Below are 16106 nucleotides of genomic sequence, written 5' to 3'. Positions count from 1 at the left end.
AATTATAAAAATTTATTTTCTACCAATACCCATAGTCTCTGAGCGTATTCATCCACCTTTTCCCATTTCTTATCATAGTAAAGATCACTCAGATATTCCTTTGCCTCTTCCAGATTTTTGAAGCTGTTCAGATCTGCAACCACTTCATTTAGTTCAGACTGACTTCCTCCGAATAGCATTTTTGAAAAAGCAATTCTGTCATTTAAATCCAGTTTAAATTCAGGCTTTGATTTCTCTTTTTCTTTTTCCATATATTCTGTTGAAATGTTTGTTTTCAACAGGCTTCCGGTATCTTCTTTCTGTATCTCCTTAGGTTTTTCATCAAGATTTTCAGGCGTTTCCAGATGATCATCATCAAAAAGCGTTTGTACGGCTTTTAGACCTCTGATGTTGGCCAATCTTATTTTTTTGTCCTGATGATATTTTTCCAGATTTTCAAAACTTTCATCTGATGCCGGTTTTTCTTTTTCCGTTACAGGAGAAGGTGTTTCAAAATCTACTATTTTACCCCTCTTGTTCTCTTCTTCAACAATTACTTCCTCCTTTTCCTCTTCCGATGATAAATCGTCATGCTTAATTTCCGTCAGAATATTTTCTACATTGGAAGTTTCCATGATCATTTCTCCCTGCTCTATAGCTACATTTGAAACCAGATACTGCTCCTCCTCAATCAGAATCTCTTCTTCTTCCTCATAGATATCTGTATCAAACATACTTGGAATCGTTTCTGTAATTCCAGGAGATTCATGGCTTATTATCTGACTTCCATGCTCAGCAAAATTCTTTTCTTCTTCATGATATGTATTTTCAGATTCATCAATTTCATTCAGTTGATTATTGAAAATAGCTTCTTCCTCGGTAACTTTCTGATCAAACATTTCCTCTGAAATATCATCTGCATCATCAGGTTTTGCTTCTGCTAGAATTCTTTCTTCATCTACAAAATCCAAAGCACTCTCGTGATATTCCGAAAGACTGTTTTCTTCGATTTCTTTCAATTGTTCATTATAAACAGTTTCCTCCGGTGTTTCCTGGTCATATGTAGAAGTAAGGCTTTCTTTATTTGCATCTTTAGGTTCAAGGTTTTCACCTATAAAACTTACGATATTTTCGTGGTAATCATTTTCAGTAATTTGATTGAGCTGATTATTAAAAATAGCCTCTTCTTCTTCAATATTTTCTGTGAAATTTTTTTCTTTTTCGTCTATTTCATTCAGCTCATTATTGAAAATAGCCTCCTCTTCAATAATTTCACTGCTGTTATGATTATTATTTTCTGAAATATGAGGGGTATTTTCATTAATAAAATACTCCATATTCTTTTCAAGCAATCTTAAAAAGGAAATTCTGTTGGCAAGTTCATCCACAAGATCCTGCTTAGAAAGTAATTCGTCTACATTATTTATTTTCTCCAAAATATCAATGATATTCTTGGATTCAAAAAAAATTTTTTCCTTTAAATCTTGGATATTCTGCATATTAAGAATCTTATTAAAATTGCTTACTTTTGATCTTAAAAATATACGGCTAATTTAACAAATGTTTTTAGAAAATACAATTAATCACTCCAAACAAAGCGGTTGGATGGAAGTTATTTGTGGCTCAATGTTTTCCGGAAAAACCGAAGAGTTGATCCGAAGGCTTAGAAGGGCAGAAATGGCGGGGCAAAATGTGGAAATTTTTAAACCAAAACTGGATACTCGTTATTCTGAAGAGGACGTAATTTCTCACAATCAGAATAAAATACGAAGCACACCAGTAGAAAATCCCAACGAAATTCTTTTGTTGGCTTCCAATTGTGATGTAATCGGAATAGATGAAGCACAGTTTTTTGATGAGGGGATTGTAGATGTAGCCAATCAGTTGGCCAATAGCGGGATAAGAGTCGTTATTGCCGGATTGGATATGGATTTTTTGGGGCGTCCGTTCGGACCGATGCCTAATCTGATGGCAACGGCAGAATATGTAACAAAAGTGCATGCTATTTGCAAGAGAACCGGCAATCTCGCTAATTATTCCATGAGAATTTCTCAAGGCGATAATTTAGTTGAATTAGGCGAAACAGAAAGTTATGAAGCAGTAAGCCGTCGTGTTTTTATTGATGAAGTACTTTCTAAGAAGAAAAATAGTTAAATTAGACCAGATTAAAATTTAATTTATCAAATAAATTTTGTTGAATATGACAGTACAAAACAACTTATCGTAAGTTGTTTTTAAATAAGTACTTTATAATTGGCAGGCAAAACCAAACACAAAATACAGCAGAAAGGGCACCAATGAACTATACAGTAAATCAAATTGCAGAGATCACCAATTCTAAAATAATTGGAGACGGTGAATTAGTTATCAAAAATATAGCTTTTGATAGCAGGATCATATATTCTACAAAAAACACTGCATTTATTGCCATCAATACCCATAAAAATTCGGGTGAAAAGTTCATTGAATCTGCTATTGACAGAGGGATCAATGTTATTATTTCTGAACATACTTATGATCAATTCAAGAATATAACATGGATTATTGTAGAGAATTCTGTGGATTTTCTTCAAAAACTCGCTAAATTTCATTTTGAAAACACCCATTTAAAATCCATCGGAATAACCGGGAGTAATGGAAAAACGATTTTAAAAGAATGGCTGTATCAATGTTTGTGGAATGAATTTCCTACGGTTAAAAGCCCAAAAAGTTTTAATTCTCAGATTGGACTTCCCCTTTCGCTACTTCAAATCAATACCTCCCATAAATTAGGAATTTTTGAAGTTGGAATTTCCAAACCGGATGAAATGGATAAACTGGAATATATTTTCCATCCTCAGATCGGATTGCTGACCCATATCGGAACTGCCCATCTTGCCAATTTTAAGTCGGAAGAGGAGCTCATTGATGAAAAAATAAAACTTTTCAGACATTCTGAAGTTATCATTTATAATGGTGACAATTCATTGGTTGATAAAAAAATAAAAGAATTATACTCAAGTAAAAAATTAATTTCTTACGGCTTTAAAGAAAACAATCAGATCTCTTTTAAAAATAATATTTCAAAAGATGAAAATGTTGTTGTACAATATTTCGATGAAGAAATCTCTTTTCCGGTTCATCAAAGAGACGAAGCAACGTTAACCAATGCTTTGGCGCTCGTAACAGTCCTAAAGGAGTTAGGAATCGAAAATCAAAAGATCGTCGAAAAAATCAACGCTCTAAAAGCCGTTGAAATGAGACTTGAAGCCATCGAAGGAATTAAAGGAAATATTATCATTAATGATTCTTTTAATCTGGATCTGGATTCTTTAAAAACCGCCCTTCAATTTTTAAACGAATACAATAAGCCAAAAAAATCTTTGGTACTCACCGATATTGTTGGCGTTAATTCCAATTCCAAAGAACTGTACGAAGAAGTTTCTGAGTTGGTAAATGAACAAAATTTTGATTCCGTATTTTTAATCGGAACCGAAATATCAAAATTTAGTGAATTATTTAAAGCCAAAACTTTTACTTTCATCAATACTAAAGAATTAATTGAAAGTAAACATATTACAGAAATTGAAAATCAAATCATTCTCTTAAAGGGAGCCAGAAAATTTGAAATTGAAAAGCTTAAAGATATTCTTGAACTCAGAAAGCATGATACCGTTTTAGAGATTAATTTAAATGCTATTTTACATAACATCAACTATCATAAATCTTTACTGAAACCTACAACCAAAATGATGGCCATGGTAAAGGCAAATTCTTATGGTTTGGGAAGTTATGAAATTTCAGAATTCTTACAGCACCATCATATTGATTACCTGGGCGTCGCTTTTGTAGATGAAGGTGTAGAACTCCGTAAAAAAGGAATCACAGTGCCCATTGTTGTTATGAATCCAGAACAGCATAGTTATGAAACGGTAATAGAATATAATTTAGAACCTGAAATCTATAGTTTCAGGGTTCTGGAATTATTTTATGAAGCTCTTCAGAAATCCGGCCATGATAAAAAATATCCGATTCATATCAAACTGGAAACCGGAATGCATCGCCTTGGTTTTAAAGACTATGAGTTAGATCAGTTAAGCGAGACTTTACATCATAAAAATTTAAAAGTTCAAAGTATTTTCAGTCATCTTTCGTCTTCAGATATACCTGAAGAAAAGGAATTTACAATGCACCAGCTGGAAACCTTTGAGAAAAATTCAGGATATTTAATTGAAAAATTGGGCTACACTCCTATCCGACATATTTTAAATTCCTCAGGAATAACAAGTTATACCGATCATCAATATGATATGGTAAGAATTGGGATTGGAATGCTAGGAGAATCACCAAACAGTGAAATACAAAAACAATTAAGATCTGTTGTCAGTTTTAAAACGGTTATTTCTCAGATTTCCATCGTAGAAAGCGGAGAATCTGTAGGCTACAGCCGCCGATTTAAGACCGACCATACAACAAAAATAGCGACTATTCCCGTAGGATATGCAGATGGAATTCCAAGGCTCATTGGAAACCAGGTAGGAAATGTTGGTATAAATAAGACTTTAGCACCCATTGTAGGAAGCATTTGTATGGATATGATGATGATCAATATAGATCAAATTCCCAATGTAAAAGAAGGAGATACTGTAACTGTTTTCAATTCATATCCGAGTCTTAAAGAGTTTGCAGGCTACTGCAAAACGATAACCTATGAAGTTTTAACCTCTATTTCACCTCGGGTGAAACGGATCTATATAAAAGATTAAGCTATGAGAAAACTCCTGATCATTTTATTTGCTTTTCAGCTGCTTTTGATACAGTCTCAGGTAAAGAAAGATTTAGTGATTCCTAAGAATCCCAGAATTGGACTTTCACTTGCAGGTGGTGGAGCTAAAGGATTTTCTCATGTGGGTGTACTTAAAATACTGGATTCCTTGGGAGTAAAGGTAGATTATATTGCAGGAACAAGTATGGGAGCCATTGTAGGAGGTCTATATGCCTCAGGATATTCCGGAAAAGAAATTGAAAAGATTGTGATGGATACCGATTTCTATTCGTTAATCATGGATCCTAAAGCGAAACGTCAGGAAACTACTTTTTATAATAAATCCGTTGATAAATACCTTTTATCCATTCCGTTAAAAAACGGAAAAATCACTCTTCCTTCTTCAATCAGTACCGGCCAAAAAAATGTTTACTTGCTGAAAGAACTGTTTAAGAACGTTTCGAATATTGATGACTTCTCCAAACTTCCGATTCCTTTTATGTGTGTAGCCACTAATCTTGAAAGTGGGGATATGCAGATTTTTGAAAAAGGAGACTTGGTACAATCTATTATGGCAAGCTCAGCTTTTCCTTCTTTAATGGATCCCGTAAAAATTGGAGACAGTATTTATATCGATGGAGCCATGAGCGTAAACTATCCTTCAAAGCCTTTAAAGGACAAAGGAATCGATATTGTGATCGGTGTGGACCTTAACCAGGATCTGTCAAAAAGAGAGGATTTAAACAACATTATAGCGATTTTAAATCAGGTTATTGATTTCGGAATTAAAAAAGATACCAGAAGGCAGTATAAATATACTGATATTAATATCAAACCTGACCTCAAAGGAATGACTGCCACAAGCTATGATGATAAAAAGAAGATCCTAGATAGCGGTTATGCAGAAGGTTTGAAATATGTAGATATTCTGGACCAGTTACCCAAGCGTCCGTTTGACCGTCTCAGACAGCAGATAAACCCTATATATTCCAACGTCTATAAGATTGACAGCATTTCTATTGACGGAGGTAGAATTTACGGTAAAAATTACGTTCTTGGGAAAATGGGATTACGCCTCCCCTCTCTTGAAACTTACGGAAGCATCAATAAAAAAATTGACAAGCTGGTTGCAACTAATAATTACCGTTTTATCAATTATGATATAGTTACTGAAAATAACGCAAATTACCTCAAGCTATACGTAACAGAAGATGAAACCAGACATTTTTTGAAATTTGGATTGCATTATGATGAGATCTTCAAAACAGGATTGCTTTTAAATTATTCTGCAAAACGTCTTTTATTTAAAAATACCAATCTCTCCTTAGATGTTGTTGTAGGAGATCAACCAAGATACTATTTAAACTATTTTATAGATAACGGCTACATTCCCGGCTTGGGAATTTATTCGTCAGGAATGAGCTTTACACTTAGAGACATTAATAATTATGATGTAGATAAATGGGAATGGCTCCGAAATGAAATATATATCCAATCGATATGGAAAGATAAATTTGCCATCGGAGGAGGATTAAGCCACGATTATTTCGTCGCAGAGTCAAATGGAACCAATAAAAGATATAATAGATTCCTGAACCCTTACATCTTTTTGAAAAGCGACACTCAAAATGATAAGGACTTCCCTACCCGCGGAATTTACATTAATGCAGAAGGTAAGGTAATTGATTTATTAAAATCCGAAGTAGAAAAAAGACTGGTTCAGGTAAAAGCAGATATCAGAATCAATATCCCTTTAACAAAATACTTCAGCTATCGTCTTAATTTATATGGAGGAATTACAATTGGAGAAAATCTTCCTCAATACTATCAATACAGACTGGGAGGAATTTTCGAACAAAATGTAGTTAATTTTAAAAGCTTTGCAGGATTTAATTTTGCTCAGCTGAACACCAATAATGTAGTTTTGATTTCCAATGATGTTCAATTTAAGTTTAATAAAAATTATTTTGTCAGCGGAAATTTCTCTTTTGCAAATCTTTCAGACGATATCAGTTTTGAAGACACCGTAAAGTTAAATTATAGCTCTCTGGGAATTACTGCAGGCTATAAATCTCCTTTCGGACAAATAAAGATCAACTTTAGTCACTCACTTAAAAATAATCAAAAAGGTATATTCAGTGTTATTTTAGGACACTGGTTTTAAAACAATGATACAATTCTTTTACGAAAACTTATCCGAATCTGTAAATACAGACTACACAGCTTGGCTGAAAGACATCATTCTTTCAGAAGGAAAAAAACTTGGCGAAATTAATTATATCTTCTGTGACGATGAATATCTGCTGAAGGTAAATCAGGATTATCTGCAGCATGATTACTATACAGACATCATCACTTTCGACTATGTGAAAGGAAAAACAATAAGCGGAGAGATTTTCGTATCTTTGCAGCGCATTTCAGATAACGCTTCTACCCTATCCAAAGATTATGAAGAAGAACTGAGAAGAGTTTTAGCTCACGGTATTCTTCACCTTTGCGGATATAAGGATAAAACCGAGGAAGAAGAAAAAGGAATGCGGGCAAAAGAAGATTATTATTTAACTAAATATAATTAAAAATAAAGTTAAATAAACCGCTATACAAGCTATTTTAGCGCGTATTTCAAAACAATGTTTCACGTGAAACATTTATAGAGAAGATTAAAATTTAAGGCTTAAAACAAGCAATAATAAAATGATTTCAGAAATATATGATGTAATCGTAGTTGGTGCCGGTCACGCAGGATGTGAAGCAGCAGCTGCAGCAGCCAATCTGGGTTCAAAGACTCTGCTTATCACAATGAATATGCAGACTATCGGACAGATGAGCTGTAACCCTGCGATGGGTGGAATCGCGAAAGGACAAATTGTGCGTGAAATCGATGCAATGGGTGGTTATTCAGGAATTGTAGCCGACAAATCTGCTATACAGTTCAAAATGCTCAACCTGTCCAAAGGTCCGGCAATGTGGTCTCCTAGAACACAAAACGACAGAATGCTTTTTGCAGAAGAATGGCGTTTAGCATTAGAAAATACTCCCAATCTGGACTTCTTCCAGGATATGGTAAAACAACTTATCGTTGAGAATAACAAGGTAGTAGGTGTAGTAACTTCATTGGGAATTGAGATAAAAGGACGTTCTGTAGTACTTACCAACGGTACTTTTCTTAATGGTTTGATCCACGTTGGAGATAAGCAGTTAGGAGGAGGAAGAATGGGAGAACCTAGAGCTTTCGGAATCACAGAACAATTGGTTTCCCTAGGATTTGAAGCAGGAAGAATGAAAACAGGTACTCCACCAAGAGTAGACGGAAGAAGCTTGGATTATTCTAAAATGGAAGAACAGAAAGGAGACGAAAATCCTCAAAAATTCAGCTATTTAGATACGCCTAAGTTAACCAAACAATTAAGTTGTCATATTGTTTATACCAACGAAACCGTACACGATATTTTACGTGAAGGATTTGACAGAAGTCCTATGTTCAATGGTACAATTCAGAGTTTAGGACCAAGATATTGTCCTAGTATTGAAGATAAAATCAACCGTTTTGCAGAAAGAAACAGACATCAGTTATTCGTAGAGCCGGAAGGTTGGAAAACCGTAGAAATCTATGTAAATGGTTTCAGTTCTTCCCTTCCTGAAGATGTGCAGATCAAAGCAATGAAACATATTCCGGGATTTGAAAATGTAAAAGTATTCCGTCCTGGCTATGCTATTGAATATGACTACTTCCCTCCTACTCAATTAAAGCATACTTTAGAGACAAAACTGATCGATAATTTATACTTTGCAGGGCAAATTAACGGTACAACTGGCTATGAAGAAGCAGCAGGACAAGGTCTGATTGCAGGGATTAATGCTCACAATAAAGTAAAAGAAAAAGATGAATTTATCTTAAATAGAGATGAAGCTTATATTGGAGTTTTAATTGATGATTTAATTACAAAAGGAACGGAAGAACCTTACAGAATGTTTACTTCCAGAGCAGAATACAGACTTCTTTTAAGACAGGATAACGCAGATATAAGACTTACTCAGAAGGCTTTTGATCTAGGGTTGGCAAAAGAAGACAGATTACAAAGAGTAAACGAAAAAGTAGCTAAAAGTGAGGAACTTGAGAACTTCCTACGAGAAACCTCTTTAAAACCAGGAGTTATTAATCCTATTCTTGAAAGTATAGAAAGCAGCCCGGTTGATCAGGCTTACAGAGCAGCTCAAATCCTTACAAGACCAAATATGACATTAGAAAAGCTTGATGGAATCGACTTTATTAATGAGATTTCTTCCACTTATGATGATGAAGTAAGAGAGCAAGCAGAAGTTAATATTAAATACAGAGGTTATATAGAAAAGGAAAAAGAGAATGTAGCCAAACTAAATCGTTTAGAAAATATTAAAATTCCGGAGGATTTTGACTATACAAAAATCTCAAGTTTGTCAGCCGAAGCGAAACAAAAAATGTCAAATGTAAGACCAAAAACAATTGCTCAGGCAGGAAGAATAAGTGGTGTTTCCCCTGCCGATATAAATGTTTTACTGGTCTATTTAGGACGTTAAATATAAAATGTTTCACGTGAAACATAGATAAAATAAAAGCGAAAATTAAGGTATTTATGAGCTTATTATTAACTCTGAATATCTTAATTTTTATAGTTAAAGAATCAAATTCAATGAAAATAAAAGATCATTTTCTTTCACAGGAAATATTCGAAATTAAAGAAACGGAAACAAAAGGAGTTTTTAAAACCTCCCCTATTCCATCCAATATTTCCAAATATTATGAAAGTGAAGATTATATTTCCCATCATCAGGATTCAGGAAGTTTAAAAGAAAAGCTTTATAAATTTTTACAGTCATTCAATTTACAGTATAAAAAAACAATACTTTTAGACAGAATTAAAAAAGGTTCAAGAGTATTGGATTACGGATGCGGAGCCGGAGAATTTGTAAAATTTATTGAAAATGATTTTGAAACTTTCGGTTTTGAGCCTGATGCTGATGCTAGAAAAGCTGCTAAAAATAAGATTTCAAAAGCAACAATTTTAGATAATATTAATACCATTGAGGATCAGAGTCTGGATGCCATTACTCTTTGGCATGTATTCGAACACGTGGAAAATCAGGATGAGATGCTTGAAATTTTCAATAACAAATTAAAAGAAAAAGGACTTTTAATTATTGCAGTTCCCAACCCTACTTCTTATGATGCGCAACATTATAAAGAATATTGGGCAGCTTATGATGTACCAAGACATGTGTATCATTTCTCAAAAAAAGGAATGGAAAATCTTATTGCCAAGAAACCAAGCTGGAAAATGAGAAAAATAAAACCATTAGTTCTTGATTCTTATTATATCTCGATGTTAAGCGAAAAATATAAAAAATCTCCTCTTTTTTGGATAAAAGCAACGATCTACGGAACAATTTCTAACGTAAAAGCCCTTTTTTCGAACGAATATTCAAGTTTGATCTACATTATCGAAAAAAAATAGAAAATCGATTTTTGACCTATTTCTAAAGGCCATTTTTTCGCATTTTTAGTATAAAAAGTAAAAACTCAGAAAAATTTCTGAGTTTTTTTATTTTATTAAACTTCCCTCCTCTCCTATTTCAAATTAAGATTTTAAAAAAAAATATATAAAATGCGAAAACTTAATATTAATTTTTAAAATATGAATAAAATGTTAGTAAGCACTCTAAATAATAGGAACACAAAATATTTTATTTTTATAATTAAGAGCCTGAGAATCGAATAGATTTTTTTCAGTTGATAATTGTTCAGTAGAACAGATAGAAAATGACTCTAATAATTTCAATATTTTACTTTTATAGATAACTTAATGTAATCTGATATTGTCATAAGTCAAATTAACACTCTGAGAATCGCCTATATTTATTTAAGTTAAAACAATACAGTACAACAGAAAGAGAAAGCATAAAAGTTTTCAAAAAAATCTTTATAATAACAAAAAAACAGCAAAAAGTAAAAAGTAAAAATACCACAGAAATTTATAAAAAGAAAAAGTCTGCTATAGAACAGCAGACTTTCAATATCTTTTTAAAAAGTTTAGTTATTTATGGCGGCAACTCCAGGAAGCTCTAAACCTTCTAAACTCTCTAACATTGCTCCACCTCCGGTAGAAACATAGCTTACTTTTTCACCATAACCGAATTGCTTTACGAAAGCAACACTATCTCCTCCACCTACTAAAGAGAAAGCTCCCTGTCTCGTAGATTCAGCAATGCTATCACCCAGAGCAACGGTTCCTGCTGCAAAGTTTGACATTTCAAAAACTCCAATTGGTCCATTCCAAAGAATTGTTCTTGAATTCAATAATACATCATTGAAATGGTCTCTTGATTTTGGACCAGCATCCAATCCCATCCATCCTTCAGGAATAGCATAGATATCTACTTCTTTTCTTTCTGCATCGTTACTAAAACTCTCAGCAATAATGGTATCTGAAGGAAGATATACTTTTACATTATGTTCTTTAGCTTTTCCTAAAATTTCAAGAGCCAAAGGTAATTTATCCTCTTCAACCAGAGAAGTACCAATTTTACCTCCAAGAGCTTTGATGAAAGTAAATGCCATACCTCCACCGATAATTAAATTATCCACTGCAGGTAAAATATTCTCTATAATTGTAATTTTAGTAGAAACTTTAGATCCTCCAAGTATCGCAGTTACAGGACGTTCACCACTTTTTAATACTTTATCGATTGCCTGAAGCTCTTTAGCCATCAATAAACCGAAAAATTTAGTTGAAGGAAAAAATTTAGCGATTACAGCAGTTGAAGCATGAGCTCTGTGAGCGGTTCCGAATGCATCATTTACATAAGCATCTGCTAATTTGGAAAGTTTTTCTGCAAATGCTTCATCACCTTTTTCCTCTTCATTATGAAAACGCAGGTTCTCTAATAATAAGATTTGACCCGGTTTAAGATCGGCAGAAGCTTTTTCAGCCTTCTCTCCTATGCATTCATCTACAAACTTAACTTCCTGTCCTAGAACATCAGATACTTCATCTACAATATGTCTCAATGAAAACTCATCCTTTACTTCTCCTTTTGGTCTTCCCAAGTGAGCCATTAAAATTACAGATCCTCCGTCTTTAAGAATTTTATCAACTGTTGGTTTTACAGCTACTATTCTCGTATTATCTGTTACTTTCAACTGATCATCCTGAGGAACATTAAAATCTACTCTTACAAGAGCTTTTTTACCATTAAAATTGAAATCATTGATTGTTTTCATATATACTGTTTATTTTCTATGGTCATGATACCTGCATTCCAGAGCTTCTCCCGTTCGGGAAATTCTATAGAGCCGATTTCATAAATAACGTTGAATTTTCTTTTCACAAATGTAAGATTTTAAAATTCTTGATTAGTCGCAAGCAGAAAAAAGTTTTCAGAAAAGTTTCCCGCAAACCCAACACTTATTAATCAACAATTTTTTTTCTTTTAAAAAAAAGAATACGCTATTGTTGTTGAGTGATGTGAGTTTAGGGGATAACTTTTTAGCTAAAACTTGATAACATTAAATTTTTATTCAATTCACATTTTATTTACATTATAATTTCCTGGAAATGTGATTTTTCACTTCGTTACTAACAATTATTAGTAACTTTTCCCCAATTCTCTTTATTAATAACCGATTTATGGAAAAACTAAAGATTACTTGAAAAAAAGTTTTTGAAAATTTAGAGTCAAAATTTTTGGTGGAAATTTCATTACAAATTTTCCAGAACAAAAAAAATATTATTTTTAACGAAGTTATCCACAGTTATTCACAATGCTCTTAACAGTTAATGAGAATTTAACTAACAAATCGTGAATAAGTTTTGAATTTAAAACAATAAAACAACAATATGATGAAAATCAATGTATTAGTTCTTTTTTTAACTGTTTTCATGTGTTTTGGGCAGGAAAATTATACAGTAACGACCTCGAAAATAAAAGAGGCAAAAATCTATTACAGTGGCGGAATGGTGAAGCAATCTTTTTCTGCAGACGTCCTTCCGGGGAAAAATTATATCATTATTAAAGAGTTTGGAAGAAACTCAGGAATAGACATTTCTTCTTTTAAACCGGATAAGAAAATTACACTCATCCGATATGAATCTTATAACGATAATGCTTTTCAATATTCAGATAAAATTGGGAAAAACTATGATACAGATGCTATAAATGATAGTATTGAACTCTACAGAAAATCCTATAAAAAGATTGAACAGGACTTGTCCTTAATTAGAAACTCAATAGGAATTGTTCAGAAAAATCAAGGACTGCAAAGTCCTACTTCTGCTGATATAGTAAAAATGATAGAGTTTAATCAGAAAACGCTTAAAGAATTTTATACTGAAGAAACTTCTTTAAATGCGAAGCTTAATGCAACTCAAAGTAAAATCTCTGCTTTAGAAAACAAAAGAAACGTTTCTTCAAGAAATTCAGGGCTTTCTAATATTCTTGTTTTGCAGGTAACAAGTGATAAAAAGCAACATGTAAATTTTGAAGTTAATCAGAATATTCAGGGTGCAAACTGGCGTCCTTATTATGTAATTAAATCAAATGGAATCCAGTCGCCGCTAAAAATTTTATATAAAGCAAAAATACAGCAGAATACTGGTCTTGAGCTTAAAAATGTGCCTATAAAACTGATCAACGGAAGCTTCAGTTCTGAAGATAAGCCTTATGAGCTTGACCGTTGGTTTTTAAGAACAGAAAAAGATTATTATGTTTCCAATCAGGCATTTCAAAGAGAAAAAAGTTCCAGCAATGAAAGAGCATATGCCATACAGGAAGTTGCAGTTATCGGTAAGTCAAAAATTTCCCAGAAAACTATGAAAACCGAGATTAGTTTAGATAAAGATACCGTTATTCCTACAGATATTGAAGTTACGGAAGATATTAATGAATTTGATGTAACGACAGGATATAAATATTTTACGACTCCGAAGCTGGAAAACAAAACATTCCTTTTGGCATATATCAAAGATTATTCAAAATATAATTTTCTTCCGGGAAATGCAGACGTTTTTATGGAGGATATGTTGATTGGTACAATAAATATCGATACCAATCAGCTTACTAATGAGATGTTGGTCAGCCTTGGAAGTGATTCTAATATTCTTACAAAAAGAGAATTGATCAATAAACAAACTAAAGATTTAGGTGAAAAGGAAAAATTTGAAAGCTATTCTTATGAAATTACGGTTAAAAATAATAAAGATACTACCATAAATCTTGAATTGAAAGATCAGATTCCACTTTCTACGGCTGAAAATGTAAAAATAGAAATGATAAACCCTGATAATGCAAATTATAATAAAGAGCAGGGTTCACTTATTTGGAATTTTAATATAAAACCTAATGAAACTAAGAAGATTAAATTTGGATTTAACGTAACTTTGCCAAAAGATTTAATTACGGTAGATATAAAATAAAAGTAAAAATGAAAAGAAAAATTGCTATTGCAGCAGATCATGCAGGTTTTGAATACAAGCAGATCCTTATCAAGCATCTGGAAGAAAACTTCGAAGTTCAGGATTTCGGAACTTATTCTACAGACAGTGTTGACTATCCAGATTTTGTACATCCTGCGGCCACTTCAGTGGAAAACGGAGAAAACGAACTTGGAATCTTACTTTGCGGAAGCGGAAATGGAGTTCAAATCACTGCTAACAAACATCAGAAAATCCGTTGCGCACTTTGCTGGATGCCGGAAATTGCGGAGCTGGCGAGACAGCATAACGATGCTAATATGATTTCTATTCCGGCAAGATTTATTTCAAAAGAATTAGCGATAGAAATTGTAAACAGATTTCTTTCTACAGGTTTTGAAGGGGGAAGACACCAAACCAGAGTTGATAAAATTGCAGTTTGCTAAAACAATAAAGGCTTGTAAATCATATTACAAGCCTTATTTATTTTTTTATTTATATCTTTGCAGTGTCCAATAGAATTTACCAGTCTATTATTTCCTACAGAATCCTTTTTAAGTATTAAAAAATATTTAATAGAAGGTTTTCTCCTCTCTTCTCCATATTTGTAGTAATTTTATACAAGTCAAGCTTCCATTGTGGTGGAAAAAAATAGCTAATGTTTCCATGAATAAAGTTTAATGAGGTATTATGCAATGAAGTTGATAACAAAATTCTAACTTTAGGAAACAGAGCAAAAAGTAACAGGATTATCACTTTCTTTTGTATATAAACTTTTAGAAGAATTGGAAAATTTAAAATGATAAAAACTATTATTAAGCTATTTTTATTTTTTTCTTTTTTGGCTTTTAAAGCACAAACTGCTAAAGACAGCCTGAAAAGAAATAATTATGAAGATACAAATTGCGATGAAGTTCGTAAGAATAACAGAATATCACAATAAAAAATAGAAGGAAATACCTACCAATGATGAAAACAAATTTTAAAACTGCGTGATGAAAATCTACTATACCTTCTTTTTATTCTTTATCCTTTTCAGTACGAATGCACAAGAAATTACCGACCAAATGTCTTTCAAAAAATGTAGGAAAGAATTCAGTAAAAAGATTTGTCTTTCCGATGAAGATGCAGATAGTGTTTTATTTAGACAAATGCCCGAAAGATGCAGGAGCTATGAAAATAATGGCTGTAAATGGCCTGATTCAGACGGAGATGGTCTGATAGATAAAGATGATGCATGTCCTACTGTTGCAGGACCTTCGGAAAATAACGGTTGTCCCTGGCCAGATACAGATGGGGATGGAATTTTAGATAAAGATGATGCATGTCCTACAGTTCCAGGTTCTCCCAAGTTTAATGGTTGCAAGGAAATTCCTGAGTACAAAAGGTACAGTGATCAGGAATTACAAAAAGTAAAGGAAGAATTTTTTAAAAGAACAAAAAATATTAATTACGAAAAACTAGCAGATTTTATTTTCAGTAAGATTGACTTAAAAGAATTTGAATCAACAATAATAACTTTAAAAGTGGCAAGTTTTTCACAAATGGCTGGTTGTGGAATGGATAGAACAGATTATTCTCCTTTAAATCTGGAGGTAAATTTAGCTTCTGAAATGTTTTGGAATGAAAATAATTTTAGAAAATTCGTCAATAAGTTTCCTTCTAAGATTGTGTATTCGTATAGCGAAAATGCAGAGATAAATAAAAAAATTCAGTCGTTCAAAAAGGTGTATTCTAAAAAAATTGATGGAATAACTTTTTATAACGCAAAAAATAATTTTAAAGAATTGAATCTTAAAGAAATTGATCCTTCCAGAAATTTTAATATCTATGTTTTCTTTAATGAAGAAGATGAAATTACAGTTAGGATTAATGAGAATTCATATTTAGAACAAAAATATTTCCGATTAAAAGCTAAAGGAAATATCTTTATACAA

The 16106-nt window shown here is 32.6% G+C and carries 10 protein-coding genes and 1 pseudogene; 9 read left to right on the top strand and 2 right to left on the bottom strand.

Annotated features, from left to right (window positions below):
* Positions 1-2: 2 nt before the first annotated feature.
* The gene (locus P0Y62_13390; protein ID WEK68837.1) at positions 3-1478 is read right to left on the bottom strand and encodes a hypothetical protein; all 1476 of its coding nucleotides are present in this window, start codon (positions 1476-1478) and stop codon (positions 3-5) included.
* A 61-nt stretch (positions 1479-1539) separates the two neighbouring features.
* Between P0Y62_13390 and P0Y62_13385 the strand changes: the two genes are divergently transcribed.
* The 6 genes from P0Y62_13385 (at position 1540) to P0Y62_13360 (ending at position 10215) form a co-directional block, all read left to right on the top strand.
* Entirely contained in the window at positions 1540-2133 is a 594-nt protein-coding gene (locus P0Y62_13385; protein WEK68836.1) for a thymidine kinase, read from the top strand.
* Positions 2134-2276: 143 nt separating this feature from the next.
* Positions 2277-4724, top strand: a complete 2448-nt coding sequence (locus tag P0Y62_13380; GenBank protein WEK68835.1) for a bifunctional UDP-N-acetylmuramoyl-tripeptide:D-alanyl-D-alanine ligase/alanine racemase — start codon at positions 2277-2279, stop codon at positions 4722-4724.
* Positions 4725-4727: 3 nt separating this feature from the next.
* Positions 4728-6887: a patatin-like phospholipase family protein gene (locus tag P0Y62_13375; GenBank protein ID WEK68834.1), complete on the top strand. Its 2160-nt coding sequence runs from the start codon at positions 4728-4730 to the stop codon at positions 6885-6887.
* A 4-nt stretch (positions 6888-6891) separates the two neighbouring features.
* Positions 6892-7299, top strand: a complete 408-nt coding sequence (gene ybeY, locus P0Y62_13370; protein ID WEK68833.1) for an rRNA maturation RNase YbeY — start codon at positions 6892-6894, stop codon at positions 7297-7299.
* A gap of 118 nt (positions 7300-7417) precedes the next feature.
* Positions 7418-9280 (top strand): tRNA uridine-5-carboxymethylaminomethyl(34) synthesis enzyme MnmG, encoded by a 1863-nt coding sequence (gene mnmG, locus P0Y62_13365; protein WEK68832.1) that lies wholly within the window; start codon positions 7418-7420, stop codon positions 9278-9280.
* Positions 9281-9393: 113 nt separating this feature from the next.
* Positions 9394-10215 (top strand): class I SAM-dependent methyltransferase, encoded by an 822-nt coding sequence (locus P0Y62_13360; protein WEK68831.1) that lies wholly within the window; start codon positions 9394-9396, stop codon positions 10213-10215.
* Positions 10216-10790: 575 nt separating this feature from the next.
* Here the strand turns inward: P0Y62_13360 and P0Y62_13355 are convergent.
* Positions 10791-11981: a phosphoglycerate kinase gene (locus tag P0Y62_13355; protein ID WEK68830.1), complete on the bottom strand. Its 1191-nt coding sequence runs from the start codon at positions 11979-11981 to the stop codon at positions 10791-10793.
* Positions 11982-12597: 616 nt separating this feature from the next.
* Between P0Y62_13355 and P0Y62_13350 the strand changes: the two genes are divergently transcribed.
* From P0Y62_13350 to P0Y62_13340, 3 genes and pseudogenes are all read left to right on the top strand, one after another.
* A complete protein-coding gene (locus P0Y62_13350; protein ID WEK68829.1) occupies positions 12598-14172 on the top strand; it encodes a DUF4139 domain-containing protein in 1575 nt (524 codons plus the stop codon).
* A gap of 8 nt (positions 14173-14180) precedes the next feature.
* The gene (gene rpiB, locus P0Y62_13345; GenBank protein ID WEK68828.1) at positions 14181-14615 is read left to right on the top strand and encodes a ribose 5-phosphate isomerase B; all 435 of its coding nucleotides are present in this window, start codon (positions 14181-14183) and stop codon (positions 14613-14615) included.
* 729 nt (positions 14616-15344) lie between these two features.
* Positions 15345-15539: pseudogene (locus P0Y62_13340) on the top strand (thrombospondin type 3 repeat-containing protein).
* The last annotated feature ends 567 nt before the right edge of the window (positions 15540-16106 follow it).

This window comes from Candidatus Chryseobacterium colombiense (genome assembly GCA_029203185.1).
GTDB lineage: Bacteria > Bacteroidota > Bacteroidia > Flavobacteriales > Weeksellaceae > Chryseobacterium > Chryseobacterium colombiense.
The sequence above is the reverse complement of the archived record's forward strand: the minus strand, read 5'-3'. Positions and strand labels throughout refer to the sequence as shown.